We start from the raw sequence: 26,823 nt of genomic DNA on the forward strand, positions 1-26,823 counted from the left end.
ATGGCGACCGTCGTCGCCGCCGACATCATCACGTTGGGGCGCGGCAGCGGGAAGCTGCACTCGAAGCTGGTCGATCCGACTCGCGCACCGAAGGTCACCAAAACGCGCACCGCCGCGGCGCAGCACACCGCCGCCGCACCTAAGGAGTGCAACCCGGTGCCGCCGGCGAAGAAGGCGCCGGCACTGCCCGAGGACTCCGCCAAGAACGCGCCGACAACCCAGGAGGCCAGGGCGACCTGGATCCACGACCGCTACGGTGAGTCCGTCGTAGGAGGGCCCTTGACCGCGAAGACATTCGAGCTTGTGCCCGGAAGCAAGTTGGACGCCCGCATCGCCGATCACTACAACGCACAGACCGGCACGCTCTACGAGTTCAACACCACGCCGTGGAACACCGGAGTGCCGGATCTGAAGGCGAAGGTCGACTTCAAGATCGCGCAAGTAAGCAAGGACTTCCAGCTGCGCGCCGAGGGCACCGTGCAGAACGTGGTGTGGTGCGGCACCGAACCGCTGCCCACCACGGGCGAGGGCGGTCGGCTTCGGCAGGCGCTCATCAATGCCAACATCCGGTACCGGGTGGTCCCGCTACCGCCAACCTGCTCAGGCTGCGGCCGCCGGTCTACTGACCGGCCGAGCCGAACTCGGCGCGCAGTGCACCGGCTCGGTCGGCGCAGGGCGAAGCGCACCCGAGGAATGCACTGCCATCTCTCGTATTGCTATGGAAGCTCGGCGAATCCGGCGCGGCCGCATCGCTCCTCGAGTCGACCTACAGCCAGCTAGGACTCCCCGCGGGCGTCGATCGTGGCAGCTTGCCGACGCAACCGTTCCGCGATCTGGCTCAGCCATTCCTTATAGGTCAGCGGCTCAGGGCTGTAGTAGACGCCAACCGTGCGCACCAGAAACTGCCTCAGGTCCGCTTCCGGACGGGCCTCGCGTAGATCATCGATCTCCTGGGCGAGCGTCCGTAGCGGCTGAGCGACGGGATCCGCGTTGATGTAACTGTCGACGACTCCCTGCCAATCATCAGCTTCCAAATCCCAGTCCTGGTGGAAGTATGCGGCAAAGAACTGGTACATATCTGCCGAGATCGAGCCGTCGTTCATGGTCTGGGGAATCCTGTCAGCACGTACCAGCCGCCCTGTCCGTCGCCTTTCAGAACCACTCTAACGCCGGTACCTGCAACGGTCTCCGCGCTGCCGCGTTCAAGTATCGCTCCGCCGCTGAAAGGCGCATCAAGTTCAAGGTAACGGACGGCTCCGTTCGTCAACCAGTTATCAATAGCCTCTTGATTGCGTTGGAGCGCCGTGCTGACAGCCGAGGCCGCCTCGTCGGCCGACGTAAAGGTCGATACCTCCTGAAGTCGCGTTGTCTCCAGGCGTGCTGCCAGGTCGCCGGGAGTTTGGGCGACGTGGCGCTCCAGGAGATGCCCACCGGCGCTTTCGCTCGTGGTCAGAAGTGCGGCAGTGTCTTCAATTCCGAACGGCACAACGGAACCGGTGTCTCCGCCCACGTGATTGGTGCCCGGTGCATCTGCAGCGTGATGCGGTACTACGTCTGTGACGCCGTGCCCGCCGCTCGGAACGTCCTCGACTTGCGCATGTGGTGTCGGGCCGTCGTCGAAGTGGCGAGATACGCCGGCAAGGGCATCGAGCCCGTAGTCCACACCTTCGGCGAGAGGTTTGACGCCGGGGAGGGGGACCATCCCCGCGGCGTCGAGCACCGCTTGCGTTCGGTCGGCCACGGAGTGCTCGCCCCAATTGGTGAACACATCGATGTCCTTGGCCACATCGGGTATGAAACCGAGGCTCCCTTCGCTCAGCGCGCGGCTGCCCTCGACGAATGTCGACGGTTCCGGCGGGAACGACTGCACGTCAACATTTTCCGGGAGCGCTGGAATTGGCGAGGGTTGGCCACCGGATTCAGCCGCGGCCTGGTTGAGATCGTCCAGGATCGCGCTCTGCTCAGTCAGTTCACGCCGGGCGTCGAACACAACGTGGCTCAACGGGTCGGTGACGTCGTGGCCGGGACCAGCCCCCGCTCCGTGCGTGTAAGTCTGCCCCGCAGCAGCGTCCAACTCGGCCTGGGCGGCGTCGAGCGTTTGGCGGGCACCGTCCACTCGCACGGCCTGTCGATCGAGCACCGATGGGTCTGCCCCCACGATTGGGGCGGCCAAGGGTGAACGGGTGTAGCGCCCGTCCTTGGCCTCTCCGTTGCCGGTGTGTTGGGCCAAGATCGTATCCAGTGCGCTCGGCGGCGGAGTCGGGCTGAGGACTTCGGGAAGCCCGCCAGGCTTTTCGTCGCCGTGCTCACCCGGCGGGGCTTCTTCGGGATTCAGCAGATCTTCGAGCCCGCCGCCGACACTGCCGGCTCCCGGCGCCATTCCCTCGGGTTTGGCGTAGGGAGTCTTCGTCGCTTCTTCCACCGAACGGGGCACCGGGAACGGCCCAATCTGCCCTTGAGTTGTGCCGGGTTTACTGTCCGGCTCGGATTTGCCTACTTCGGCCGTGTTCTCTGTGGGACCGAATCCGATCTCGTTGTCGACGAGTTGCACCGAGGGCTCGCCGTCGAACCGAATCCCCTCCAGCTCAACGGCTTTGTTCTGGAGCCGTCGGCCGACGAGGCGGTCTGTTTGAACGAGCTGCTCGGTGGTCCAGCGGATATCCTCGGCGTGCTCGATCGCAGCGGTCCGCCGGGCGGCCATCGTGGCCGGGTCGACCTCGCGGGTATCGCTGACCGACAGATCTTCACCGACACGAAATCCGTCGCCCTCGGCTTCGGAGATGGCTTCCAGGGCAGCCCTTTTGGCGGCTCGCACGTCATGGCCACCGTTCTCCGCTACGGCGGCCGCCTCGGCCTGAACATCGCTCTGCAAGCGAACCACCGCGATGTCTGAAAGCGCGCGGTCCAGCGCGGCATCCTTCGCGTCACCCTCCCACGTTGTGCCGCCGGGGGCCGCGATGTTCTGGCGGTGCTGCTCGAAGACCCTGACGGACTGGCCGCCCAACCTACGCAAATGTGCCGCCACGTCGTCGAGGTGCTGGATTGGCCAGCCTTCGACCTCGGAGCGGGTGGGCGCAGGGCCGCCCGATCCGGAGGGCACTGCCGCGCTCACACGGTGACCACCAAGGTGGCTGCGCCGTCGGAGTCGGTGGTGTCGTAGCAAGCGCTACACGCCGACAGGTCGTCAGCCTGGCCGCCGATGCGCTGAGATTGACGGATACGCACTAACCGGGTGGCGGCCAGGACGGCGGCCACCCCTGCCTGACTCGGGTGGGCGCCCGAGACACCTTCGAAGTTGGCCGTGGCCAACTCCTCGGCGATGACATCACTGTTAGCGGCCGCGATCCTCAGGCCGTCTGTGTTCACGTTCAGTTCGTAAGACATCCCAATCCCCACCAGCTAACTGAATCACCTTGACGCTATCTCACGTTTCCCAGTCCGATCGACACAAGATTGCCGGCTCGGGTTGACCTCGTCGGGGTTCGGGCTGCTGCTGGGAGCGCTCGGAGCGGGAGCCGTGGTGGCGACGGCGGCGGTCGCGCTGGTGCCGAGCTTCGCCGCGGTGTTCGCGGCCCTGGTGGTGGGCGGGGCATCTTGGTTGCTGACGCTGTCGACGCTCAACGCGTCGATGCAGCTGAGCCTGCCCGCGTGGGTCCGTGCTCGCGGGCTCTCGGTGTACCAGCTGACCTTCATGGGCGGGCAGGCGCTGAGCTCGGTGCTGTGGGGCGTGATCGCCGGGGCCACAAGCAGTTCGGTCAGCCTGCTGACGAGCGCGGGGCTGCTGGTGGTGTGCGGCCTGTCGTCGCCGTGGTGGCCGTTGCACGCCAAGACCAGCGATCTGGACCTGACGCATTCGGCGCACTGGCCCGAGCCGACGCTCGTCGAAGAAGCCGTGGAGCGCTTCGTCGACGGTGAGGCGGTGTCGGAGCACTACCTGGCGGTGCGGGACGTGGGGTGACTGCGCGGCACCGTCACCGCGACGTCTTCTCGCACTGCTTCCAGAAACTGGTGAACGAGGCGTAGGACTTCTTCGGCACGTCGGGGAACATGAGCGGCATCTCGTCGGCGGTACCCCGCCAATGCGACACCGACGGGTGGCCCATGAACGTCACGTCCTGCCCGAGGTCGAGATCGTCGAAATCGGCGACAACCACGCGGGCGCCCGGAATCTCCCGTGCGCAGCGCAGTAGGTAGTCGGTAACCATCGGCGAGACCGGGAAGCGAGCGAACCAGCTCGGCTCCAGTAGGACGATCCTGTTCGCGTCGACGTTGTCGCGCCACGCCGTGTTCAGCCAGAACGAGTGGTAGAGCAGCGTTGGTTTCGCCGGATCGATCGACGGGTCGTCGCTCGGCGGCGGCGACCACTGCAGGTCGAGGTCTGCGCGCTCGGCGAGGAGGTCGGGCACCGCCATCTCGGCGAGCACACCGTAACCGTGATCGATGATGGTGCCGTGCTGCCGCAGCGGTGAGTACTTGTTGATGTTCTGCTGGGCCGGTACGTACTTCTTGTGGCTGTTGGTGCCCGCCACCCACTGCCAGGACAGGCTGTTACTGGCGGGATCACCGTCGAGCAGGTGGTAGTAGAGCCACCGGGCGGGCTCCCACCAGTGGGTGCGGCCGAGGTTGCATATCAACCCCGCCAACCACATTCGTTCGTGGTTGTGCATGTAGCCGGTGTCGTAGAGACCGTGGATGGCGGTGTCGAACGCATCGACTCCGGTCTCGGCGTCAAGGACGGCCCGAGGGATTCGCCGTGAACTGACAGGATGCTGCTCGCGCTTCACGTCGCTGAAGATGCGGTCACCGAGGAACGTCCACTCGCGCTGCCAGTACTCGCGCCACGTCAACTCGAAGACGAACTTGTAGGCCTGGCTGGGGGTGTGCCGAGCGAGGATCTGATCCCGGATCTCGGGCAGTGTGACCAGCCCGCGCGTGAGGTAGGGCGAGATCCGAGTGCCGCCGTCGGTGAAGTTGCGCGTCCTGGCATACCGCCCGGCGTTGATCCGCGACACCTGATCGAGCACATCCTGGCGAGACACCGCGAACGACTCCACCCCGCCGAGGTTAGCCGCGGGGTCGGACAGGCCGGAGTTGCGGGAATTGGTGGGAGCTCGTTGTGCGCGAGTACCGCTCGGCACTCGGCGACCTGCCCCGGCCCGAACGTCTGGACCACACCTTCGCTGGGAGACACGGGCTGGACGGAGTAGTGGGCTGGTGAACGTCCCGGCACGTAACGCGCTCGGCCACCCTGGATTGGGCGACGAGTCCAAATCGCTGGATTTCGAGTCTCCGGCTCCTAGGCTCGTCACATGCGATTGTCGTGGCCGTTAATAGGCAGGCAGGGGGAACTGCGCACGTTGGCCGCTGTGATCTCAGGCGTCGACGCGTCCGGTGCTCTCATCCGAGGGCCGGAGGGCGTCGGGAAGAGCCGACTCGCCCGCGAGGCGCTGACGGCCGCCGCGGCGACGGGATGCGCGACCCGCACCGCGGCGGGCACCTCGTCGGCGCGCAATGTGCCACTCGGCGCCTTCACAGCGTGGGCGCCTTCGGGCGTAACCGACACCGTCGGGTTGGTTCGCGGCGTCATCGAGGCGCTGACCAGCGCGCCGCCGGCCGCGAAGGCGGTTCTCGCCGTAGACGACGCGCATCTGCTCGACGATCTGTCCACCTTCGTCGTGCACCAGATCGTACTGCGCCGATCGGCAACCGTACTGCTCACCGTTCGCGACGACGTGCTCGTCGGCGAGGCGACCAGGGAGATCTGGCGGTCCGGCGCCATCGAGCGGCTCGAACTACGGGAACTGTCCTTGGACGACACGCGCACGTTGCTGGAGGCGACGCTCGGAGGCCCGTTCGACGGTGACTCTGCGCTCCGGCTGTGGCAGTTGACGCGTGGCAACACGCTGTACCTGCAGAACATCGTGGAGCAGGAGGTCACCGACGGCCGGATCGTGGAGCAACACGGATGCTGGCGATGGATCGGCGACCCGATCCTGCCGCCAGGTCTGGTCGAGCTCATCGAGTGCCGTGTCGGCGCACTGCCCGAGCGGCTCGCAGACGTCGTCGACACGCTCGCGGTCGGGGAACCCATCGAGCTTGCGACGCTGTCGCGGCTCACCGAGGCCGAGGCGATCGAAGAGGCGGAGACCCGCGGGCTGATAACGCTCCACCCGGCGGGCAACGGCGTCGAGGTGCGCTTGGCGCATCCCCTCTACGGGGAGTCACGCCGCACGCTCGCGCCGCGGACCCGGTTGCGGCGACTGCGCGGACGGGTCGTCACGGAACTCGGAGCGAACGTCGACGGTGACGATGTGCGCAACGTGGTGCGTCGCGGCGCGCTGAGCCTCGACTGCGATCTGGCACCCGACCCCCAGCTGCTGGTCGACGCGGCGCGCGGCGCGGTGTGGCTGGGAGACCTGTCCCTCGCCGATCAGCTCGCCCAAGCGGCCAGCGCGGCGGGAGCCGGACCCGAGCCGAGCCTGGTTCGCGCGCATGCTCTTTCGTGGCTGGGCCGCGGGGAGGACGCTGCCGCGGTGCTGGCAGCCGTCCCCTACGATGACCTGACCGACCACGATCGCGCCAGGTTCACCTTTCTGCAGTGCAGCAACATGCTGTGGGCACTGGGTGATCCGGCGCGCGCCAAGGCGCTCGCCGACGACGCATCTCGTCGGACACCCCGAGACGCGCGCATGTACATCGACGCGTTCCACAGCGTGTACTGGTTCGCGGTGGATCAGCCGGCGGCGGCACTCGAGGCCGCCGAACACCTCGTCCCGAACGACCTTCCCGTGGTGGGCGCGGAGGTTGCGTGGGCGGTGGCGCAGATGTCGGCCGACGCGGGCCGCACGACGCGCGCCATCTCGGCCGCGCACGCCGGCTACGCCGCGGCGACGCGTTCGCTCGACGCACCGCACACCAGGTTCAACATCGCCGACGCCGAAGTAGGGGCGCTGCTGCTCGCCGGGCGCATCAGCGAGGCCCGAGAGGTCGCCGTTCGCGTACGCGACCAGTCGAGGAACCTTCCAGGGGCCGCGCACCTGCTGGGCGACGCGGTGGCCGGTCGGGCCGCGCTCGCCGCCGGCGATCTGCGCGTAGCGCTCCCACTGCTGCGGCAGGCGGCAGAGTCGTTGCTGGCCATGCACCCGATCGGCTGGGGTTACCGCTACGGATTTCCCTACGTGACCGCGCTCGCCGCGGTCGGGATGACCACCGAGGCCGCGACCGCTCTGGCCGCGCTCGGCAGGGTGAACCGCGGGTTCCGATCGCTGGATTACGAACGAGGCCTCGCGCGAGCCTGGGTTGCGGCGGCCGAGGGTGCCGTCACCGAGGCGCGCGCCGTTCTGTTGGCAGAGGCCGAAAAGGCACGGGCTACAGGGAGGTTCGCGGCGGAGGTGTTCTGCCTGCAGCTCGCCGTGCAATTCGGCGACCGTACCGCGGCAGCGCGGTTGCTGGAGCTGACAGCCGTGGTCGAAGGTCCGCGGGTCGCGGTGGCAGCACGGTTCGCGGCGGCCCTTGCCGTCGGGGATGCCGAGGGACTTGCGACCGCGTCGCAGGAATTCGAGCGGATGGACGATCTGGTCGCCGCCATCGACGCCGCCGCTCACACCGCGCTCGCCTACCGCAGTCAGGACAGGCGCGGGTCGGCCCTCACGTGGTCGACGCGGGCGGACGCGCTCGCGGAGCGTTGCGGAGTTTCGACGCCGGCGCTACGCCAGGCCAGTGAATCGTTGCCATTGACCGATCGCGAGATCGAGATCGCGATGCTCATCGGCGAGGGCCTAACGAACCGCGCCATCGCCGAGCGGCTGACGCTGTCAGTGCGCACGGTCGAGAGCCATGTGTTTCGGGCGATGAAGAAAGCCGGCAGCACCAGCCGCGACGAGCTGGGCGCACTGCTGCGGCAACGCACGGCGACTCGCTAGAAAATTCGTCGAGCGGCGTCGTTCATCATGTCCCGCGCCCATGAGAGATGCCCCTCGAAGTCGAGCGAATCGGCCAATGCGTAGTAGTGCGCCGCCGCGTCTCGGTAGGTCCCCGCATCGTCGCGCGCCCCGGCCAGCAGTGCGCGCAACCGCGCCAGGGTGATCTCCACGACGGCCGAACCGTCGTGACGGCTCGTCATACGGCCGATCGCCTCTTCCGCCTCGACGAGATCGGCGTCAGCGCCGCGCTCGAGGAGCGTCTGCACCAGCATGCTGGCCGCGGCGACGGAATGTCGTCCCGCCCCCTGCAGTTCCGCGACGGCCGCCCGCAACGTCCCCAGTGCGGCATCGACGTCGCCGCGCTCGGCCGTCGCGCGAGCGATGAACGCGTCGGCGATCGGTACGAGGAAGGGGCCGTGCTGGCGCAGCACTGTGTCGCGCAACCGCGCGAGTTGTTCGACTCCGCGGTCCTGCTCGGTCGTCGAGGTCCGGTGCATCAGCGCGATGCTCAACGCGGAACTGGCCAGGACCAGCGCATGGTCGTTGCTCGCATCGCGGGCGATCCGCACCGCCTCCTCGCCGGCCAGGACCGCGACGTCATCGGCTTGCAACATGCCGTGGAGTATCGCGAGCCCGTGTGTCCAGGCGACGACGAACCCGACGGTCGTCGGGTCGCGGTGCCGCGCCATGGCCAAGGCGTCGTGCTGGTCTTGGCGCCATCCGTCCAGGCCCAACCACGACCGCGCAACACTGCGCGCCGCGAGTGCCGCGGCTAGCGGCGATCCGACTCCGAAGCCGGCTCCCCTGGTGGGATCACCGTCCGCCAGTTCGACGACGGCATGCGACCAACGCAACAATTCGTCGGTCCGACCGGCATCCCCCCAGTTGACGAAGCCGATGACGGCCAGCGCCATGGTCAGGGCGGGCTGGCCTATCGACTCGAGCAGCGACATCTGCTCGGAGGCCAACGTCGATCCCTCCGGTGATCGGCCGGTGTAGGCCAGTTCGGTGGCCAAACCCGTCATACCGATAGCCAGCGAGACCTTGTCACCGGCCTGCTCGCAGAGCTCGCGCAACTCCGCGTAGCGCCCCCGAGTCTGCTTGATGTCTTGGGCGTGAAAATCGGTGGCACACAACATCGTCCGAGGCGCGATGCGCATCGACAGCCGCGCGTCATCGGTGGCGGGCAACGCGTCGGCGAGGCGGCGAGCACGCTCCCAGCTCAGTCGGGCGGCGTCGAGGGCACGCGTATTCGACCAGACGCCGGCCCGCATGTGCCACCCGTAGGCCGCGTGAATCTCACCGGCACGCTCGAGATGCTGAGCGATGAGCGCCGCGCTCTCATCGACGCCGCCGGTGGCACGTTCCTCGATTGCGGCGGCGACGCGCCGATGCCACTTCGCCCGGTCGGATCTCAGCTGCGACTCATAGGCCACGGCACGAATGAGCGGATGGCGGAAGGCGTATTCGTCGTTCGACGCGACGTGCAACCGGTCGACCATCTCCGCCTGCACGAGTTCATCGAATGCCGGTTCGACACCGAGTGCAGTCAACAAGCTCACGGTGAATCGGGATCCGATCACTGCAGCCGCCTGCAGGATTCGCTTCGCCGGGACGGTCAGGCCGTCGATGCGGGCGGCGATCGCCGCCTGCACAGTGGCCGGCACGCGCAGTTCGGCGACGTCCCGTAGGCAGACGCAAGCGCCTCGCTCACCGTCGAGTACGCGGCGCTGCATCAGTTCTCGCACCATCTCCTCGGCGAAGAACGGGTTTCCCGCCGCTCGCTCGGTGATGATTCTCTTCAACGAGACGAGCGACGGGTCCGTTCCGAGGAGTTCGTCGAGCAATTCGGCGATGGACGAGTCACTCAGCGTCGCGAACGTCAACGTCGTCGCGTCGGCGATCTGCGTCAGCGGTCCGGTGTATTCGGGTCGGAAGGTGACCAACACGATCGACGGTGTACTCGACGCGCAGGCGAAGAGTTCGGCGAGCATCGACTCGCTCGCCGAGTCGATCCAATGTGCGTCCTCGACGATGAGGAGCGTCGAACCGTCAGTGGCGAGCGCTGAGCTCAGCAACGCGGTCAACCGCCGCCGTCGCGCGTCCGGTTCGACCTCGGGCAGCGGCGCGTCGGCGGCGCCGATGCCCAGGAGATCGTCGAGCAATCGCACGTCGTCCGCATCGCCGTCGCGGAACTTCTCCCGCACAAGGGTGCGCGCGCGTGCGTCGTCGCCGTCGGCGATGCGAGTCAGCGCCCGCACCAGATTCGTCACGGCGTGGAAGGGCACCTCACGGGCATGGGATTCGCAGAAGGTCCACACGACCTCGATCCCTCGACCGGCCGCCATCGCGGCGGTGTCGCGCGCCGCCCGACTCTTGCCGATACCCGGCGGCCCGACGACGCTCACTACGCCGCCGCGGCCGCCGCCGGCACGACCCACCATGGCGACGAGTGCCGCCATCTCCGCGTGCCGACCAACCAGTGTCGACTCCGTGCTTCCGGGCGATCCACGTCGATGGCCGATTGCCAAGAGGCGCCGAACGCGCACGGGGTCGTCGACGCCCTTGACGCGCGCCCACTCCGGCTCGGCGAGCACGACGAGGTGCTCCACCAAGTGCACCGTCGACTCCGACAGGACCACCTCTCCAGGCGGGGCAACGGATTCCATCCGCTGCGCCCATCCGACGTGGCGTCCCGTCGCGGCGTAGCCGAGGACTCCCGAGCCCAGTTCGCCGGCGATCACCAAACCCGAGTCGAGGCCCACCCGCAAACGGAGCTCGATGTGATCACGGCGCGCGACGTCGGCCGCCAGCCGACGCGATTCGTCCTGAATAGCCAGGGCTGCAAGGCATCCTCGCAGCGCATGATCCTCGTGCGCGACGGGTGCACCGAAGATCGCCATCACCCCGTCGCCGGTACCCTGAACGGTTCCGCCGTAGCGGCGGACCACCGCCGCCGCGCTCTCCAGGACGTCGGTCAGGATCTCGCGCATCCGCTCGATGTCCACCGAGGACGCGATCTGCATCGACCGCACGACGTCGGCGAAGAGCACCGTCACCTGCCTGTAGTCGGCGTCGTGTCGCACCGCCAGGGTCGACGAGCCGCACCTGTCGCAGAATCGCGCCCCTTGGCGAAGGTCGGACCCGCAGGACTCACACATGGCCGCCGTCATCGCCACCACCGATCGATGTGCCCGTTGAACGATGCCAACGGGCTCGCGTTGATCCTGCGGCATCCACATTAAAGGACTCCGACGTCGAGTAACGGCCGTTCAATGCCGCATTCCACCACCGGGCGATGTCGGTGATGCTCGTTCGGCTCAGTAGGGCGGGCCGAAACCGGGCGAGATTGCAGTGGGGTGCTACCGCACTCGAAGCACCGAGCGCGACTGATCATCTACCTGTCACAACAGCAACACTCCAGGGCCGAACCATCAGAGTCACCATCGCCGTACCCGTCGACGCAGGAGAAGGCACGATGCTAGACCGGCTTGCACGACTGGCCGTGGCCCGGCCCAAGACGGTGCTCGCCGCGACCCTGGTACTCGCGGTTGCCGCGCTCGCGTACGGGTCGGGGATCACCGAGCGGCTGTCAGGGGGCGGCTTCTACAGCGTTTCGTCCGAGTCGCAGCGCGCAGCTGCCATGCTAGAGCAGCGGTTTCACGTCGGTAAACCCAATCTGGTGATCCTCGCGACCCACACCGACGGCGGGTCAGTCGACGACCCCGTTGCGGTCGCCGCCGGCGAGGCTCTCACTCGAGAGCTCGCCGCCACGCCCGGTATCGACACGGTCAGCTCGTACTGGGGGCCCGCCCGGTCCGAACTGCTGCGTAGCGATGACGGGACGAGGGCGATGATCGTGGCGCACGTCGAAGGTGATGAGCGCGAGTTCGCCGCATCGGCAAGAGATCTCACCGCGAGCTACCGTGGCACCGAGCGCGGTCCACTGAAGCTGCAACTCGGCGGGGAGGCGGTCAGCTACAACGATGTGACCGATCAGCTCAACCACGACTTGGCGATCAGTGAGGCGATCGCGTTGCCGGTAATCCTCGTGCTGATGACACTGGTGTTCGGCAGTCTGGTGGCCGCCGGCTTGCCGCTCGTCATCGGCGTGCTGTCGATCGCGGGTTCACTCGGCCTGCTGGCCTTGTTGTCGGATGTCACCCCGGTGTCCAACTATGCACTCAACGTGACGACGATCGTCGGTCTGGCTCTGGCCATCGACTACAGCCTCCTGGTGCTGACCAGGTTCCGGGAGGAGCGGACTCGGGCTCAGTCCCTCGACGACGCCATCATCGAGTCGGTTCGAACCGCCGGCCGCACGGTCGTATTCTCCGCCACCACGGTGACGTTGTCGGTGCTGGCGCTGCTTGCCTTCCCCATGATGTTCCTGCGTTCGATCGCCTACGCGTGTGTCGGCGTGGTGCTGCTCGCGACGGTGTGCGCGCTCGTCGTCATGCCCGCCACGTTGCGACTTCTGGGGTCCCGTATCGACGCACTCAACGTGCGCCGGCTGATTCCGCAGCTGTTCGGGCGCCGCGCACCGGACGAAGCGCGGGCGGAGCAGGACGGGTTCTGGTTCCGCAGTTCACGACTGGTCATGCGGAGACCGGTCGTGATGGGGGGCGCAGTTCTGCTCCTTGCTCTGCTGCTTGCGGCACCGTTCGGCAACATCCGCTTGAACTTTCCCGACGACCGGTCGCTGCCGACGACGATCGAAAGCCGAAGTGTCGGCGACGTGATCCGCTCCGAGTTCCCGGCACAGGCGACCGCGGCGATGGATGTGCTCCTCGAGAATTCGGCGAGTGCCGAGCAGCTGGACGGCTATGCCGGCGCGCTGTCACGATTGCCGCACGTCGTGGCGGTAAAGCTGGGACTGGCGAGCTATGTCGACGGGCAACGGATGGGCGAAAAGCCAGTGCCCGACGCGAACGGCGCCTATCTACGAGTGATCCCAGACGTCGATCCCTACAGCGACGCGGCCAACCAGCTGCTCGACCAGGTACGCAGAGCACCGGCTCCAGGCACCGTGCACGTCGGCGGACTCACTGCAGAAAGCGTCGATACCAAAGATGCTCTGTTCGAACGAGTCCCGTTAGCCGCGGCACTGATGGTGTTGGCGATGTTCAGCGTGCTGTTCGCGTTCACCCGAAGCGTCGTTCTACCGATCAAGGCGTTGCTGCTCAACGCAGTCAGCCTGTCTGCGACTCTCGGTGCGATGGTGTTCATCTTTCAGGAGGGCCACCTCAAGTGGCTGGTCGGAGATTTCGCCGTCACCGGAACGCTGCCTGCACCGGTGCCGATTCTCATCATCTGCCTGGTGTTCGGACTGTCCATGGACTACGAAGTGTTCCTGTTGTCGCGTATCACCGAGGAGTATCGCGCGCACGGCGACACCAACCTCGCGGTGATGTCCGGGCTGCAGCGCGTAGGCCCCGTCGTCACCGCGGCGGCGTTGATCATGTCGGTCGTGTTCATCGCCATGGCCACGTCGTCGGTGTCGTTCGTCAAGTTGCTGGGGGTCGGGTTGACGCTGGCGATCCTGTTCGACGCGACGCTCATTCGCGCCGTACTCATGCCCGCCGCGATGCGGCTCATGGGTCGCGCGAATTGGTGGGCGCCTCATTGGCTAGGCCTCCAGCGGCCTCCCGCGCATCTTCTCGTGAGCGGGGCCCGTAGTCCGCAGCAACTGACCGTTCGCCAGTTGACAGCGCAATCGGCGGTGAACTGACATGCGATCCCGATCAGGCGATGCGTCGGAAACGACTGCGCAGCAACGGGTTCTGGCCGATATCGCAACACGATCCTCGGCGTTGACCGAACGGCTGCTTGCCAGCGATTCGACCGGCGATCGCGCGATGGGGACGTTCGTCGACACGTTCTTCACCATGATTCCCCTGGACGGCTCCGCGGCCAGCATCAACGGCATCGTCATGCTTCCCGTGCTCGTGTTCGGCGCCGAAACCGCTGCGCCGATGGGCGCGACACCCGTAGCGCTCATCCACACGCTGTGGTGGGCGGCGGCGCGATATCTGGACGACATGATCGACGATCCGCAACTCGCCCGGTCTGATCCCGCGGACTTCAACCGGGGAGTTATGACCGCAATTGCGGTGGGTAATTACCTGCCGCTCAGGGTTTTCGGCGATCTGACCGTATCCGACGCCGTTCGAGTTCGTCTGATCACCGAGTACGGCAACGGGTGTATCGCCGCACTGAGCGGGCAGCTGACCGACCTGGCTCTCAACGCGGAGACCGCAACTCCCGACGACGTCCTGCGCAACTACGAGAGCAAGACGGGCGCACCGTACGGGATGTCCGCCGCGCTCGCCGCGCACCTCGCGGATCGCGATGCCGACCGGGTCGAGGCCTGGCGCTCGTTCGGTAGAGCGCTAGGAGTGCTTCGTCAACTGGTCAACGATCAGCGCGACCTGGTCACCGAACGTGACGAGGATCTGCGCAACGGCACCGCGACCTACCTGCTGGTTCATCTCCTCGGCTCCGTGTCGACTGCGCGACGCGCGGAATTGATCGACCTTCACCGGCACGCGGGCACGTCGGAGGACGCGCGGACGGAACTGAGGCGGGCGATGCTGGCCGCGGATGTCGTGTCCGGTTACGCGGACTCGATCCAGCCCATCGTCCGTGCCACCCGCGAGGCGCTCGCGTCGCTCGGTGGTGACCCGCAGTGCGTCACGGATCTGAGCGCCCTCATCGACGAGACCATTTCCCACTATCCGCAGTTTCAACTCCGGTGACGCGGGGGCCTAGGGGGCGATCATCGCCTCGGCCCAGGCGATGTGTCCCTCGAAGCCATACGATTCCGCCATCGCTCGATAACGTTTCTGATAGCCCCGGAAGCCGACATCGTCGCCGCGGGCGCGAGCCAGCAGCGCGCGTAGCCGCAGGATCCACGTGTCGCGCACAATCAGCCCGTCATCCGCCGGCGCAGCGGCCAACCGCTCGATCGCGGCCTCGGCTTCAGCGACATCGCCGTCAGCGTCACGGTCGAGCAGTGTCTCCACCAGCACACCGATAGCAGGCATGCCCCAGCAGGGCAGCTGTCCCTCGCGATCCAGTTCCTCGACGACGGCGCGGATGAGCGGTATCGCCTCGTCGCGCCCGCCGCAGCGCGCAATCTCCTTGGCCACATAAGCGTTGATGAGGCGTAACTCGCTCAGGTTATGTCCGCGACGCTCAATCAGGTCGCCGACCTCCTCCAAGAGCCTCCGCCCACGATCACGCTCCGCATCCGTATGGCGGTGTACCAGTGCGAGACCCGGTATGGCACCGGCGAAAACCACCGCCATGTCATCGCTGGATCGTTCGGCGATCCGCTTCGCATCCTCGATCTCGCGCACGGCCGAATCATCGGCGGCCAGCGCGCCCAACGGTATTGCAGGGAGATAGACATAGGCGACGACGATGGCATACGACAACGGGTCGGCGCTGCGGACCATGGCCAGGCCCTGCCGCAAGTCTTCCGACCATCCGGGACGACCCAGGCAGTACCTGCCCATAGCCCGCGTCGTCAACGCCAGCGCCAACGGAGAGCCGATCATGAAGTTGCCTTTAGCCGGATCACCGTCGGCTAGGTCGATCGTCCGTTCTGACCATTGCAGAGTGTCAGACCACTCGCCGCTGTGAGCTTTGGCGTAGATCACGGGGAAGGACAGCCCCACCGTCAGCGTCGGATCGCCGATCGACTCGACGAGGGCCCAGGCTTCGGACGCCAGCCGCGACGCCTCGCGGAGCCGGCCCCGAAATCCGTGATCGATCACCAATCCGGCCATGGCGATGGCCAGCGACGCCTTATCTCCTGCAGCCGTGCACAACTGCCGTAACTCCTCGAAGCGACCCGCCACGTTGATACCCACCCGCCAGGCGATTCCGCACAGCATCGTCTTGGGTGCGATCCGCATCGTCGCCCGGTCGGGGTCGTCGTCAGCCATTGCGTCGGCGATCGCTTCGGCGCGCTGCCAACTCCTTTGGGTCGCGGCGATGTCGCGGTAGGTCGCCCACGTGGCGGCGCGCATGTGCCATTGGTACGCGGCGTGCCGATCACCGGCCGCCTCCAGGTGTTCGGCAATCAGGGCGGCATTCTCGTCGGCCGCTGCCGGGTCACGTGATTCGATGGCGGCGGCGACGCGCCGATGCAGGACGGCACGGTCGGATTTCAGCTGTGATTCGTAGGCCACCGCGCGGATCAGCGGGTGCCTGAAGGCGTATTCGGCGCTGGGGGCGAACCGCATCTGGTCGATCAGCTCGGCGGTCAGCAGCTCGTCGAATACCGCGTCGATGCCAAGCGCGGCGATCACGTCGGCCCCGAAGCGGGCGCCGGTCACCGCCGCCGCGTTCAGCGTCTGCTTGGCCGGCATGGTCAGCCGGTCGATGCGCGCCTCGATGGCGGCCTCCACGGTGGCGGGCACGCTCACCTCAGCCACATCCACCCGACAGACATAGCTGCCGTACTCACCGCGCAGCACCCCGCGCTGCTCGAATCCGCGCACCATCTCCTCTGCGAAGAACGGATTTCCCGCGGCTCGATCGGTGATGATCGCCGTCAGCTCGCCCACCGAGGGATCATCACCCACGAAGTCGCGGATCAGTGCCGCGGTGTCCGAATCATCAAGGGGGGCCAGCACTATCGTCTGGTTACCCGGTACTCGCGTCAGAGCTCCCGCGTATTCGGGGCGCGATGTGACCAGTACCATCGTCGGGGTGCGGGGAACGACGGTGAGGAAGTCGGCCAGCATCGATTCACTGACCGCGTCGATCCAGTGCGCGTCCTCGACGATGAACAGCGCGGGTTCGGTGCGGGCCAACGTCGCGGTGTTGATCAAGGCGGTGAGCCTGCGCCGTCGCGCATCCGGGTCGATCTGAGGCAGCGCCACGTCGGGGTCGGCGATACCGAGCAGATCGTCGAGCAGCAGAAGGTCCTGCGGGTCGGCCCCCGCGACGTATTCGCGGACCTGCGCTCGCGCCGCGTCACCGTGGAGTTCCGCCACCCCGCTGCCCGCCCGCAGGAGCCGCGTCACCACGCCGAAAGGGACGTCGCTGGTGTGGGATTCGCAGTAGGCCCAGAACACCTCGACCCCGCGGGCGGCTGCCACCGTGGCGGCCTCCCTGGCTACCCGGCTCTTGCCGATGCCCGGCGGTCCCACCACATTCACCACCGCGCCGCGGCCGTCGACAGCGCGTCCGATCGTCGCCTCGAGGGCCTGCACTTCCCAGCGACGCCCGACCAGGGCCGCCTCGGCGCGTCTAACCGTGCCCTCGGGCGGGTGGATTGCCAGCAGCCGTCGCGCGGGCACCGGTTCGTCGGCGCCCTTGATCCGCACCCACTCCGGTTCGGCCAGCATCGCGACGTGCTCGACGAGCTGCGCCGTCGACTCCGAGAGCATCACGCCTCCCGGAGGAGCAGCCGATTCCATCCGCTGGGCGAAACCCACCGCAGCGCCCGTCGCGGCATAGCCGAGCGATCCCGAACCGATGTCGCCCGCAATCACCCGACCCGAGTTCAGACCGACCCGTAATCGCAAGGCCACGCCGTCGCGGCTCTGCACCTCGACCGCCAGCTTATTCGCCTCGTCCTGGATCGTGAGGGCCGAAATGCACGCTCGAAAGGCGTGATCCTCCAACGCGATTGGCGCACCGAACAGCGCCATCACGCCGTCGCCGGTGTGGTCCACGGTCCCGCCGTAACGACGGACTACGGCGGCCGCTCGCTCAAGGAGCTCGGTCATGATCTCGCGCAGCCGCTCCACATCCACAGCGGCCGCGATGTCGGACGACCGCACCACGTCGGCGAACAGCACCGTCACCTGCTTGTACTGGGCACTGTCGATCGGGACGGCGGTCGGGGCACCGCACTCATCACAGAACTTGGCTGTCGCCCGCAGTTCAGTCCGGCACGCGCCGCACACGGCTACTGCCGACGTCATGGCGTTGGCCACCGAAAACAAAGCACCATACTCAGGCGCACGATACTCCGGCGCGCTGGTCTGGCAGCTTGAACGGCAGGAGCAGAGGTGGGCGATCACCTGGCTCTGCACCCAGCGTGCCTGCCCTCTCTAGCCGACCGCTCCGACGACGGCGAAGGCGACCAGCGTGCCCAGTAGGCCGAGTGCCGATACCGCCGCCGGCCATCGGTTGCCCTTCTGGCGGAGGTACTTGATGCCGAATGCGGTGACACCGATCGCCGGCAACGCGACGAAAGCCTTGGCGAGCGGTGAAGCAGGCGCGGCGACGACGAACAGAACCGCGGCGAGCGGTCCGGAGCCGATGGTGAGCAACGAGGTCGTCGGGTAGCCCAGGGAATTGGTATAGCTGCGTTCCCCGATTGCGGGCCTGCGGGCCAGCTTCTTCCCGAATTCGAGCTGGCCGGCGCACAGTGTCAGGATCACGATTCCCAGAGCGCCGACGTACGGGTCCGGCGCCTCGTGCTGGATCTGGGTGAACGCCGCGAACAGGTACACGAACAGCAGCAGCTGAACCGGGACGCCGATGAGCAGGTTCACGATCAGGTTGTCACCTCGCGTGGCGGGACATCGTCGTCCGACCGCCAACACCGCGGCGGCGTAGAGAAGCTGACCGACGATGACGACCATTCCGGCGTGGAAGAACAGGTTGGCGGCGACGATGACCGTCACGCACGCGGCGGTGAGTGTGGAGAGTTCCCGGAGCTGAATCGCTCCGGACGCCACCGGGCGCTGTGGGTCCGCGACCCGGTCGTAATCCTGGTCTCGGATGTCGTCGATCACCCGCATGATCAGCAAGTCGGCCCACAGGGTGACAACGACTGTCCCCAACAGAGGAATCGCACTGGTCGTGACGCGGTCTCCAGCCAGCGCCGCGAACAGACCGATTCCTCCGGCGCCCAAGGCCAGGGCATACACGCCTGACAGAACGGGTGGATACCTGGTGCGAACGAAGTTCGAGATACCGACCGCCGCAGTCATTGTCCGCCTCCTCGCCACGTCACCGGCAGGCTCGACACCCCCCTGGTGAACATCTGGGTGCACCAATCGATCTCGGACGCGGTCATGAGAGTCAGTCCGCCCAGGCGGGTCAGCACGGTGTGCAGGCCGACCTGCAGTTCCAGGCGAGCGAAGGCCATTCCGACGCACTGGTGCCGGCCGTAGCCGAATGTCAGGTGCGGGTTCGGACTTCGCCGAGGATAGAACCCGTCAGCGTCCGCGAACACATCGCGATCGCGGTTGGCGACATCGATTACGGGCACGACGATCTCGCCCTGTGCAATCAGACGGTCCCGCAGCGTCACGTCAGCTGTCGCGACGTGCGGGCACCCCGTCGTACCAGCGATCGTGCCGCCGAACCACACCCAGCGCAGCAGTTCTTCTACCGCGCAGGGAATCTGCTCGGGAGATCGGCGAAGCGAATCCACCAGTCCGGGGTGCTGAAGTAGTTCGATGAGACTCAGTGCGAGGTGACTCGCGGTCGTCTCCGCGCCCGACAAGAGCAGCCCCTTGGCGAGCATGACGATCTCCGCGTGGGTCAATCCGTTCGAGGATTCGTCCTGAACCAGGGCATCGATCAGCCCGCCCGCTGTCGTCCGGCTACGCGCTCGATCGACTCGACTTTCGAGGTAGTCGTGTAGGTCGCGGTTTGCTTTCGTGACCTCGTCGAGTGGGTGGTGGCCAACCGACCATGCGACTGTCAGTCGCGGCAGCAGATAAGGCAGATCGGCGGAGTCCAGACCGAGGAGGGCCATGTGCACGAGGTTCGGAAACGGCTGGCAGAACCGCGTCAAGATGTCGGCCGGTGGTCCCGCCGCGATCAGGTCGTCGACGAGTTGCTCGGCGAGGCGGCCGATGAGCGGCCGAGCGTTCTCAGCCCGTCGCTTCGTAAACCATCCTCGGACGGCCTGGCGCCGACGTGTGTGGGTTGGCGGATCGGAGGTGACCAGTGCCAGAGGCACTTCGCCGCCCGCGCCGACGATGGGCATGTGGAATCGTTCCCGACTGAAGCGGTTGTCACTCAACACGGTTCGGACGTCGCGCTGCCGGGTTACGGCGATCGCCGCCGTGCCGTCAGCCAACGTGATGTCAAGGGTCGGTCTGCTGCGGAAGAGATCGACGTGATGTTGCGGGAGCGACGTACCCGGACAGTTCGCTAGCGGCAATTGCATGCTGTCACCGTGGCCTCTGCGAGTGGGGGCGGACGATGCGGATGCTGCCCGACCTACCGTCGATCTCGACTTCGTCGCCGTCGGCGATCTTGGACGTCGCGCCGGCAACCGCCACCACTGTCGGGATACCGAGCATCCGTCCCGTTATCGCGGTGTGGGAGACCATGCTGCCGCGTTCGGCGACGAGTCCCGTTGCGCTGAGCATCAGCGGTAGCCAACCGGGATCGGTTTCGCGGGCGATCAGGATCCGCCCAGCGCAGTCACTCGGCGGAACATCCGGTTGTAGAACCAATTTCGCGCGACCACGGGCGATCCCGGCGCAGGATGGAAGACCGGATAGTTCGGTGCTGGAACCCGCGGTCGCCGAAGACGCGACACTGCGACGAAGGTCCGCGGTGGTGATCGGCGGCGGGGCGGTTGTGAGATCGGCTGCCAGGGCGGGCCGACCGCACGATCGTTGATATGCGTGTTTTCGGGTTCGTGCCAGCAGCCGTAGGTCGGCGTGTGTGCAGGTGCCGTCGAACGCTCCCAACACCTCCTCCGCCTCCAGATGCACATAGTCCTCGGGTGAGTCCAGACACCCTGCCGCGGCGAGGTCGGATCCCAGTCGGCGCATGACCTCCCGCGAGAATCCGTACAACTGGGTGCGGCAGAACCTGGTGTCCTCGCGTGCTTTGACCAGGAACCCACCCGCCCGCAACGCGGCGCGAAGAACGGCGCGTCGCCATCGTGACGGGCAGATCCGTCGCAGTTCATCGACTGCGGCGGTGGCCGCGGTGGATTCCTGAACCCGCGTCTGCCGAATCGTCGCTCCGGCCGCGACGAACGGCCGAACGGCGTCGATGATCATCTCTGGTCGCTGTCGCGGCGTCAGCTCCTCGATCTTGAGATCGTGCATGGCGCGATCGCCGAATTCCCTCAGGTGCGTGAGGGCATCGGACTCCAGCTTGCCGCCGTAGGCGCCTCGTGCAATCCGGTCCCAGGTGTCGCGTGCGTCGCCAGTCAGCACTCGCTCCGCCAACGCGGGGTTCGCGTTGATCTGCTCAGCGAGCGCCACCGTGGAGTGCACCGACTGCAACGTTCGGTTCGGCGGACCGCCGGGCAACAGCACAGTGAGGTCCACCTCAGGGGAGTCGATCCACCGCTGCACCAGGGCGCCCGCCGCCACATATCCGACCAGAGAGAGATAGCTGGCTAGAATCGTTATCCCCCAGCGTGACTCAGCTTCCGACCACACTCGGCGGTACATTTCGATTACTTCTTCGACCGGCCTCTGCGACACGTCTGTCCCGAGGATGTGCTGCACATCCCACCAGGCCAGGAATCTCCGCACGTTACGGGGAAAACTCACAGCGGCCCATATCAGTCGCGGTGAACGCGCGACGATGCGTGTGATGGCGTGGCGGTCGGGCGGTCGGCCCGGGTTGGCATGTCGTTCTGTGAGTCCGAGCGACCGCTCCCACATCGGACGAAGCGCGTCCCATCCGGGGAGCCGGCTGTGCAGTGCGTACCACGCGTCCAGGCGGTAGTAGGCCCGGCCGTCGAGGTATCCGATCATGCGACGTAGGTGATGCTCGCTACTCCGCAGTTGGCTCTCGGGGACGCCGACGATGCGATAGAAGTTGCGGAAGCTCATGCGGTAGAAGACTCGCGCGTGCGAGTACGTCATCGCGGTGGTGACACCGGGAAAGCTCTCGGTGAGATTGTGATTGGTCCATTCGATCGTGGTCGCCGGCGTCTGGGGCGACGTGGCGGGCCGTGCCTGCACCAGGTGAATCTTCGAGTCGGCCGTGACGACGCCCTCGATGTCCTGGGGCCCGGACAGCAGCTGCTCGGCGGTCTCCGCCAGGGCGGCGATCTGACTGATCTGCGCATCGGAGAAGACCGGCACATCGGCGAGTCCATCGGGCACCCGATGTTCGGCGACGCCGCCGCCCGGTGCTCGGCGGAGCATTCTCCGCTTGTGCGAGACGAGCCGCGCGATACCGCCCCGGCGTACGAAGAAGTGGTCGATGTCGGCACGTTCGGCCACCACACCTTCGCCGATGCCGTAGACCCCGGCCACCACGGTTTCTCGGGCTCCGGTGGCGGGATCGTGGGTGAACGCGACAAACGACCGCTCGCCATCCACCATCTGCTGAATTCCCACGCAGATGCTCAAGCCGCGGGGGTCGATTCCCCGCCGCGCGCGATACAGGACCGATCGGACACTGAAAAGCGAGGCGAGACAGGAGGAAACGGCATCGAACAGCGCGTCGGCACCGACGTACAGATGACTGTCCGTGAGGCCCGCGAACGGGTCGGCGGCGTCATCTTCGCCCGGCTGCGCGTCGCGGCCGACCACGCATGCTCGGACGGCGACGTCGGGTGAGCCGAGGGCGGCGTATCTGTCCCGGATCTCGGCTTCCGTCTCCGGCAGGAGACGCATGTGTTCGGCGGCGTTGCGAGCCGATTCGGCCCAGGCGGTCAGGTCGTGCACACCGGCGCCGACGCCCGGAAAGGGGCCGACCACATCGGCGATGGCCGTCCACGGAGTTTCCCGGACGATGCAGAAGAACGGTGGGACGGAGACTCCGGCATCGCGCAACCGTTGCTGACGCGCGAACTTGTGCCCAACCACGCTGGCGTCCGCCAGTTCTGCGGGTGCGTCGATGATTTTGATCATCACCACACCCCCGGCACGATCCGGCATCGCGTGGCGGCGAACACGCGATATCGGGCTGATTCAGCGAGGACGTTCTCCTCGATCCTGATGCGCCAGAGAATCGCGGCGACGAGGGGGGTCAGTGCCGCGATGCTCGCCGGACTGGCGAAGTAGCCGACGAATCCGATGTTCGCGAGCACCATCCCCGCATACGCGGGATGGCGCAGCAACCTGTACGGCCCGGAGGACACGAGGCCATCCTCCGCGATCCGTACCACTCGGTGCGAATAGTGGACGCCGAGTTCGCGAATCGCCCACGCGCGCAGTATCACCCCAGCACCGAAGACCCCCGCCAGCACGGCACCGAACGTGCCGGGCGCCGCGGGCGCGGAGTACGCGGCCGTGAGTGCCGTCGCGACCCGCGCCACCGCATAGGGAACGAGGGTGCGAGTCTCCGCGGCCGACTGTGTCGGTGTCCCGACGGTGATGCGCGCTTCGGACAGCATCCACACCAGGTAGGCGGCGACGAAGGCCGCTGCATACGGCTGCCCGTCGGCGAGGTGTGCCGCGATCCCGATGCCGAGACCGACGGCACTGAGTGCCAACAGAATACGAAGAACGTACACGGCGAGTCGATCAGTCATCCCAGCCTCCGTCCGATCAGCGCCTAGCCCGCGCGCAGTTGGGCGTACTCGACGTCGTCGACGCACCGGCTCGCGATGACGATCGAGCCGACTGTGGTCGCTCGGTCGCCCACGGCGTGCACGTCGATGTGGAGTTTGCGCGTCTGTTCGGGTGGAGTGGGCTGCCACGACAACGCCCGCGTCATCTCGGCCGGCGGCACCTGTGTGGGCACGTCTGCGGTGAGCCCGACGAATATCATCTTCGTCCCCATCGGATGCCGACCCCACAGGTGAAGAATCGCGATGACGAACTGGCGGGCGGCCTCGATGGCGGAGGCGACCGCGCTGACCCGCGACGGTACTCCGCCGATGGCGGCCCGCTCGTGCACGCGGACCCAGACACGTCCGGCGTTGACTGTGAGCGGGCCGACTGCGACATTGTCGGGGTCGGCCCTGTGCACCAGTTCACCCGGCATCGAACCGTTCCCGAGTGCCGGCGCCACGGCGAGCTCCGCAGGCAGCGCGGTCTCGCGCCGACCCAGCAGTCCCGTCGCTATGCTGCGGCCCGATTGGATGAATTCGAAGGCGTTCCCGCCGGTTTCGCGGGTCGCACTCACCTCAACCGGGGCGTCGAGCTCGCAGAACCTGGTGAACGTGAGACGGAAACTCACATTGGCCGGCCGTAGCAAGGCGGCGTGCTCAGCCAGTTCCAGGCCGGCCACCACCTGCAGCATTCCGGGCACGTGATCCAGCGGATGGTCGAAGAACACGGGGTCGTGAGGATCCACGCGGATGAACCCGCGATGAACACCTCCGGTGGGCCCAGGGTCCAGCGTGTCGATCGTGCGTCCGCGGATCACCCGCGTCGCACTCGGTGCAAGTACCTGCATCGTCGCCTCCTCCGCCGTGTGCGCCGCCGTCGATCCGCTGCATTGGGAATCGTCACCCGGATCCAGGAGGTGGCCCTCAGTAGTGCCCTACGGCAATCGACGCTCGCGTCGGCGGATATTTCAGTGGTGCACTACTGCGGTCACCGCACCGAACGGGAGCGACGATTCCCCTTGTGATGACGATGGTTGGGGACAGCGCACTGGTCGTATCCGGCGACCGAAGCCGACATCCTTCGCTGCCCGGCCCAGCCGACCAGTCACCCCTGGTCGCCGGACGTCTGCGCGAAATCCTCGTCAATGGTGGCGATTTCGATGCGATCTATCGACACATCCTTCAGGTTCCGGGTAAGCGGATCCGGTCCGCGATGGTGCTGGCCTGCGCCCGTCTGCTGCCGTCGGCTGCCGCGGTGCCGCCGAGCGACGCCGTCGACGTGGGCTGCGCGATCGAGATGATCCACGAGGCGTCGCTCATTCACGACGACATCTGCGACGGATCGCTCCTGCGGCGCGATGCGCCGTCGGTAGCGGCCGCGTTCGGCGTCCGCACCGCCGCACGAGCGGGATTTCACCTGGTCGGCAAGGCCTTGGAGGTACTCGCACAGGTGTTGGCCGACAACCCGGTGGCGTTCGCGCGGCTCGATGAGGCCTCCGACGTCACCTACCTCGACCGCATCTCGGACTTGTCGTTCGGGCAGCTCGTCGAGAGCCTGCCACCGCCGGTCGACGACGCCGCCATGCGCAGGCACTACGAACTCGTGGCCAGGGCGAAGACCGGCACGCTGTTCAGGCTGGCCTGCTCGTACGGCGGCACGGCCGGCGGCCTGGACTACGGTCAGCTGTGCGATCTGATGCGATACGCGGATCACATCGCGCTGGCCTTTCAGATCATGGACGACGTCCGCGACGTCGAGGGCGGTCCCGCGCTGGGCAAGGAGGCCGCAGGCGATCTCGACCGACGGGTGCCGACCTGGCCGGTGATCGAATGGCTGGCCACGCGGCCCGGGTCCCGTGGAATGTGGCTCTCCCGAATGACATCCACGGCCGACCTGCAGGACGACCTGGTACGCAGCGGGGCCAACCGGGCTGCCCGTGCCGTCGCCGTGCGAGCCGTCGAGGCGGCGTGCCGGGCGACCGACGCGTTCGCGCCCTCCCCCGCGCGTGATCAGTTGCGCGAACTCGCGGTTCGGGTGGTGCCCCGATGAGCGCGGGGCGACTCGGCGCCCTGGTCATCGGCCTGTGGCACCGGCACCGTACTCCGGACTCCGCTGCCATGCGGGCGGCCCGGTCGCCGGCCGAGTTGGCCCGACTGGCACTAATCCCGGCAGCCCGAAACCTCGGCATCGCAAATGGTTTCCTGCCGGCGAACCTGCGGTCCGAGGCCACCGCCGCCCTGCTGGCCTGCCGGGTGCTCAAGGCCTACGAACGGCTCAGCGCCCGCCCGCTGGCGGCCGACTCGGTCGGCACCGCCGTGGCCTACCTGAACGGCGAAGCCGACGCACTGCCACCGCCGCTGCCCGCGATCGCCGTCTGCGACGGCGAAGCCGTCGACCTGGTGCTGGCCGAGCGCATCCGTGACGTGCGGGAGCTGCTGTCGGAACTGCCCTCGGAGGGCCGGCAACGGGTCGGCCGTGTGTTGGCCGATGTCGGCCGGGTGATGGCGCTCAACCTGGATTGCCCGCTGCCGCGGACCGCCTACGGCGAGGGCACCCTCGGGCCGGTGGTGCTGTACGCGTGCTCGCTGGTCGCCGAAGATGCTTGCGCCGAGACGGATTTGAGCGAGCTGGCCGGATGCGTCGGCGTGATTGCTCAGTTGGCCGACGAGGTGCGGGACGGCGAGCGTGTGCTCGACGGCACCGGCGACCGTGATGAGGTGACCCTGGCGGCGATGCAACGCGTGTTGGTCCCCGCGCTGGGCGGCATCGTCCTGCTGGCCCGGCTCGGCCCGTGCATCCGCAGTCTCGGCGCCAGGGTGGCGATCGCCTACATGACCATCACGACCGCCGCGACCTTGTGCGCGGCCGTCGGGGCACCCGAACCCCACCGGCGACCGCGGCGACTCGCGGCGGCGGTGCTGGCCTCCGTCTCCAGTGCTCGGTGGACCGCGATGCTCAAGCGAGTGAGCTGGTCGGCCGATGCAGCGATGCACAGGCTGTTGGATGCGTCGCCGCACCACTCGGTAACAGGTAGCACTGCGGCCCGATCGGCCGCGGGCGGAATCCTCGCCCTCGGCGATCCGCGCTCGAGGCCGCCAGCAGTGGGCTCACTCGTCGTCGATGTGACGTTCGCGCTCGTCGAAACCCTGCCGTCAGAACCGCTGACCGGCGAACTCGGCGAGTGTCACGTCCGCCGCATGATGATCGCCGACCATCTCGCCTTCGGCGCCCTGGAACGGCTGCGACCCCGCGATGCCGACGCTTTGCGTATCCTCGCGAACCAGTTCCAGGTCGCCGCAGCGTCGGGGTAGCCGACGCGACGTCGACGACCCGGTGAGCCCTGCATCGGCTTCGTCAGTCAGCATGGCGACGGGGGCCGAGGTGTCTATCACCCTCAGGACGGCAGCCCACGATCGTCGTAGCCTAGGGCCGCTTCGTCG

17 protein-coding genes and 1 pseudogene are annotated in these 26,823 nt (G+C 67.1%); 7 read left to right on the forward strand and 11 right to left on the reverse strand.

The window, feature by feature from the left end:
• A complete protein-coding gene (locus NM203_RS17670; protein ID WP_255061351.1) occupies positions 1 to 780 on the forward strand; it encodes a hypothetical protein in 780 nt (259 codons plus the stop codon).
• Here the strand turns inward: NM203_RS17670 and NM203_RS17675 are convergent.
• The 3 genes from NM203_RS17675 to NM203_RS17685 are packed head-to-tail and all read right to left on the reverse strand — an operon-like array spanning position 777 to position 3,366.
• On the reverse strand, positions 777 to 1,103 hold the full coding sequence (locus NM203_RS17675; protein WP_255061352.1) for a contact-dependent growth inhibition system immunity protein: 327 nt from the start codon (positions 1,101 to 1,103) through the stop codon (positions 777 to 779). The genes NM203_RS17670 and NM203_RS17675 overlap by 4 nt on opposite strands.
• Positions 1,100 to 3,112: an RNase A-like domain-containing protein gene (locus NM203_RS33340; protein ID WP_255061353.1), complete on the reverse strand. Its 2,013-nt coding sequence runs from the start codon at positions 3,110 to 3,112 to the stop codon at positions 1,100 to 1,102. Before NM203_RS33340 ends, NM203_RS17675 begins: the two co-directional genes overlap by 4 nt.
• A complete protein-coding gene (locus tag NM203_RS17685) occupies positions 3,109 to 3,366 on the reverse strand; it encodes a hypothetical protein (RefSeq protein WP_255061354.1) in 258 nt (85 codons plus the stop codon). Before NM203_RS17685 ends, NM203_RS33340 begins: the two co-directional genes overlap by 4 nt.
• A gap of 91 nt (positions 3,367 to 3,457) precedes the next feature.
• On the opposite strand from NM203_RS17685, the pseudogene NM203_RS17690 reads away from it, so the two are divergent.
• Positions 3,458 to 3,889, forward strand: a pseudogene (locus NM203_RS17690) (MFS transporter); the annotation flags it as partial.
• Between the two features lie 82 nt (positions 3,890 to 3,971).
• Here NM203_RS17690 and NM203_RS17695 read toward each other — a convergent pair.
• Positions 3,972 to 5,054, reverse strand: a complete 1,083-nt coding sequence (locus NM203_RS17695; RefSeq protein WP_255061357.1) for an FAD-binding domain-containing protein — start codon at positions 5,052 to 5,054, stop codon at positions 3,972 to 3,974.
• 255 nt (positions 5,055 to 5,309) lie between these two features.
• Between NM203_RS17695 and NM203_RS17700 the strand changes: the two genes are divergently transcribed.
• Positions 5,310 to 7,922: a helix-turn-helix transcriptional regulator gene (locus tag NM203_RS17700; RefSeq protein WP_255061360.1), complete on the forward strand. Its 2,613-nt coding sequence runs from the start codon at positions 5,310 to 5,312 to the stop codon at positions 7,920 to 7,922.
• Here NM203_RS17700 and NM203_RS17705 read toward each other — a convergent pair.
• Entirely contained in the window at positions 7,919 to 11,095 is a 3,177-nt protein-coding gene (locus tag NM203_RS17705; RefSeq protein WP_255061361.1) for an adenylate/guanylate cyclase domain-containing protein, read from the reverse strand. The genes NM203_RS17700 and NM203_RS17705 overlap by 4 nt on opposite strands.
• A 305-nt stretch (positions 11,096 to 11,400) precedes the next feature.
• Here NM203_RS17705 and NM203_RS17710 point away from each other — a divergent pair, with 305 nt between their 5' ends.
• Together NM203_RS17710 and NM203_RS17715 are read left to right on the forward strand one after the other, a co-directional pair.
• A complete protein-coding gene (locus NM203_RS17710; protein WP_255061362.1) occupies positions 11,401 to 13,653 on the forward strand; it encodes an MMPL family transporter in 2,253 nt (750 codons plus the stop codon).
• Positions 13,654 to 13,735: 82 nt separating this feature from the next.
• Positions 13,736 to 14,680 carry a polyprenyl synthetase family protein gene (locus NM203_RS17715; protein WP_255061363.1) on the forward strand — a complete coding sequence of 315 codons (945 nt, stop codon included), beginning with the start codon at positions 13,736 to 13,738 and terminating at the stop codon, positions 14,678 to 14,680.
• A gap of 9 nt (positions 14,681 to 14,689) precedes the next feature.
• Here the strand turns inward: NM203_RS17715 and NM203_RS17720 are convergent, their stop codons facing one another.
• The 6 genes from NM203_RS17720 to NM203_RS17745 all read right to left on the reverse strand — a co-directional run bounded on the left by NM203_RS17720 (position 14,690) and on the right by NM203_RS17745 (position 24,230).
• Positions 14,690 to 17,866, reverse strand: a complete 3,177-nt coding sequence (locus tag NM203_RS17720) for an ATP-binding protein (protein ID WP_255061717.1) — start codon at positions 17,864 to 17,866, stop codon at positions 14,690 to 14,692.
• A 129-nt stretch (positions 17,867 to 17,995) separates the two neighbouring features.
• Positions 17,996 to 18,733 carry a UbiA prenyltransferase family protein gene (locus NM203_RS17725; RefSeq protein WP_255061364.1) on the reverse strand — a complete coding sequence of 246 codons (738 nt, stop codon included), beginning with the start codon at positions 18,731 to 18,733 and terminating at the stop codon, positions 17,996 to 17,998.
• A gap of 146 nt (positions 18,734 to 18,879) precedes the next feature.
• A complete protein-coding gene (locus NM203_RS17730; RefSeq protein ID WP_255061365.1) occupies positions 18,880 to 20,073 on the reverse strand; it encodes a cytochrome P450 in 1,194 nt (397 codons plus the stop codon).
• 4 nt (positions 20,074 to 20,077) lie between these two features.
• Positions 20,078 to 22,738, reverse strand: coding sequence for a PEP/pyruvate-binding domain-containing protein (locus tag NM203_RS17735; RefSeq protein WP_255061366.1), 2,661 nt, complete (start codon positions 22,736 to 22,738; stop codon positions 20,078 to 20,080).
• Positions 22,738 to 23,361, reverse strand: a complete 624-nt coding sequence (locus NM203_RS17740; RefSeq protein WP_255061367.1) for a methyltransferase family protein — start codon at positions 23,359 to 23,361, stop codon at positions 22,738 to 22,740. The genes NM203_RS17735 and NM203_RS17740 overlap by 1 nt, the downstream gene beginning before the upstream one ends.
• A gap of 23 nt (positions 23,362 to 23,384) precedes the next feature.
• Complete coding sequence (locus NM203_RS17745) at positions 23,385 to 24,230, reverse strand: hotdog family protein (protein ID WP_255061370.1); 846 nt, start codon at positions 24,228 to 24,230, stop codon at positions 23,385 to 23,387.
• Between the two features lie 176 nt (positions 24,231 to 24,406).
• On the opposite strand from NM203_RS17745, the gene NM203_RS17750 reads away from it, so the two are divergent.
• Both NM203_RS17750 and NM203_RS17755 read left to right on the forward strand, forming a co-directional pair.
• Positions 24,407 to 25,432, forward strand: a complete 1,026-nt coding sequence (locus tag NM203_RS17750; RefSeq protein WP_255061371.1) for a polyprenyl synthetase family protein — start codon at positions 24,407 to 24,409, stop codon at positions 25,430 to 25,432.
• The gene (locus NM203_RS17755; RefSeq protein ID WP_255061372.1) at positions 25,429 to 26,694 is read left to right on the forward strand and encodes a hypothetical protein; all 1,266 of its coding nucleotides are present in this window, start codon (positions 25,429 to 25,431) and stop codon (positions 26,692 to 26,694) included. The genes NM203_RS17750 and NM203_RS17755 overlap by 4 nt, the downstream gene beginning before the upstream one ends.
• The last annotated feature ends 129 nt before the right edge of the window (positions 26,695 to 26,823 follow it).

The organism is Mycolicibacterium arenosum (assembly GCF_024320865.1).
GTDB classification, from domain to species: Bacteria; Actinomycetota; Actinomycetes; order Mycobacteriales; family Mycobacteriaceae; genus Mycobacterium; species Mycobacterium arenosum.

Coding starts and splice junctions, on each gene's coding strand:
- NM203_RS17710 (WP_255061362.1), top strand. CDS start 11,401: ATGCTAGACCGGCTTGCACGACTGGCCGTGGCCCGGCCCAAGACGGTG.
- NM203_RS17745 (WP_255061370.1), bottom strand. CDS start 24,230: ATGCAGGTACTTGCACCGAGTGCGACGCGGGTGATCCGCGGACGCACG.
- NM203_RS17700 (WP_255061360.1), top strand. CDS start 5,310: ATGCGATTGTCGTGGCCGTTAATAGGCAGGCAGGGGGAACTGCGCACG.
- NM203_RS17740 (WP_255061367.1), bottom strand. CDS start 23,361: ATGACTGATCGACTCGCCGTGTACGTTCTTCGTATTCTGTTGGCACTC.
- NM203_RS17720 (WP_255061717.1), bottom strand. CDS start 17,866: ATGACGTCGGCAGTAGCCGTGTGCGGCGCGTGCCGGACTGAACTGCGG.
- NM203_RS17755 (WP_255061372.1), top strand. CDS start 25,429: ATGAGCGCGGGGCGACTCGGCGCCCTGGTCATCGGCCTGTGGCACCGG.
- NM203_RS17730 (WP_255061365.1), bottom strand. CDS start 20,073: ATGCAATTGCCGCTAGCGAACTGTCCGGGTACGTCGCTCCCGCAACAT.
- NM203_RS17735 (WP_255061366.1), bottom strand. CDS start 22,738: ATGATCAAAATCATCGACGCACCCGCAGAACTGGCGGACGCCAGCGTG.
- NM203_RS17670 (WP_255061351.1), top strand. CDS start 1: ATGGCGACCGTCGTCGCCGCCGACATCATCACGTTGGGGCGCGGCAGC.
- NM203_RS17705 (WP_255061361.1), bottom strand. CDS start 11,095: ATGACGGCGGCCATGTGTGAGTCCTGCGGGTCCGACCTTCGCCAAGGG.
- NM203_RS17750 (WP_255061371.1), top strand. CDS start 24,407: ATGACGATGGTTGGGGACAGCGCACTGGTCGTATCCGGCGACCGAAGC.
- NM203_RS17675 (WP_255061352.1), bottom strand. CDS start 1,103: ATGAACGACGGCTCGATCTCGGCAGATATGTACCAGTTCTTTGCCGCA.